This is a genomic window from Moorena sp. SIO3B2, from assembly GCF_010692525.1.
Classification (GTDB): domain Bacteria; phylum Cyanobacteriota; class Cyanobacteriia; order Cyanobacteriales; family Coleofasciculaceae; genus Moorena; species Moorena producens.
This window is the reverse complement of record NZ_JAAHHE010000428.1, coordinates 1-1,179: the sequence shown is the minus strand read 5'-3', so window position 1 is coordinate 1,179 and position 1,179 is coordinate 1. Positions and strand designations below refer to the sequence as shown.

Annotated in this window: 2 protein-coding genes; one reads left to right on the top strand and one right to left on the bottom strand. The window is 44.5% G+C overall.

Annotation, left to right across the window (positions count from 1 at the left end; all coding sequences use genetic code 11):
- Positions 1-471 (top strand): AMP-binding enzyme (locus tag F6K38_RS35345; protein ID WP_502709632.1); only part of this gene is annotated, 471 nt, incomplete at its 5' end.
- 105 nt (positions 472-576) lie between these two features.
- Here the strand turns inward: F6K38_RS35345 and F6K38_RS35340 are convergent.
- Positions 577-1,179: SDR family NAD(P)-dependent oxidoreductase (locus F6K38_RS35340; RefSeq protein WP_287359752.1), on the bottom strand; the 603-nt coding region annotated here is incomplete at its 5' end.

Below are 1,179 nucleotides of genomic sequence, written 5' to 3'. Positions count from 1 at the left end.
CCAAAAGATGGCCAATACTTCTATTTTGCTGGAGATGGTGCCAGAAAAGACCCCGATGGCTATTTCTGGGTTATGGGTCGTGTCGATGATGTGTTGAATATCTCTGGTCACCGCTTAGGAACCATGGAAGTGGAGTCAGCACTAGTTTCTCATCCTTCTGTAGCTGAAGCAGCTGTAGTCGGTAAACCTGATGAGCTAAAAGGGGAGGATGTGTTTGCCTTTGTGACCTTAGAAGGCAGTTATAGCGCTAGTGACGAACTCAAGCAAGAACTAAAGCAGCATGTAGTCAAAGAAATTGGTGCGATCGCACGTCCTGGTGACATTCGCTTTACTGATGCTTTGCCCAAGACTCGTTCCGGAAAGATTATGCGACGGCTATTGCGATCGCTAGCTGCAGGTCAAGAGGTTGCTGGAGATACCTCCACTCTAGAAGACCGCAGTGTTTTGGATAAGTTACGGGAAGGGGCTTGAAAACCAGGCTTCAGGTAAGCAGTCAGCTATCAGCTATCAGCTTATACAAGACTTAAGCAGCCAATCTATATGTAGGCTGTCTAAGTCTTGTTCATATCGGAAAAGTTAATCAGGAAATTTGTCTTTTAAAGCTTGATCAAACCCTTGATCAAAGGTTTGTATACTAGATCTAAAGAAGCCAAAATCCAAAACTTTTCTCCAAAATCCTTTTCTGTTGCTTGTTGTCTGTTGCCTGTTTGCTATTTCTCCAAAACTTTTTCTTCTAGATAAAGGAGCTGCTATCAGTAACATCTTCGACCGTAGGGAAGGAAAGAAACGCTGACACCACACAGTTAAATGACTTTGCCATCCCACTAAAATTTCCGATGAGTTCTTCTCCAGTTTGGCGACTAGCACCTTGGCGACTTGTTGGGGAGTCATCGGCAACACCCAGCGAAACAACTGTAATCCTCGCGCCATATCAGTATCTGTTAACGATGGCAGTAAAGCAATTACCCGAATATTTTGTGGCGCTAACTCCCCTCGTAAGGCTTGGGTAAAACCAACAATGCCAAATTTGGTAGCTGAATAGCTTGCCATCGTCGGTGCTGCTACTTTACCCATCAAACTAGAAACATTTACAATAGTGCCTTCTCGTCGTGCTGCCATGCGTCGCCCAATTAGACGAGTCATCGTGTACATACCCATTAAATTTGTGGCGATTTCTTC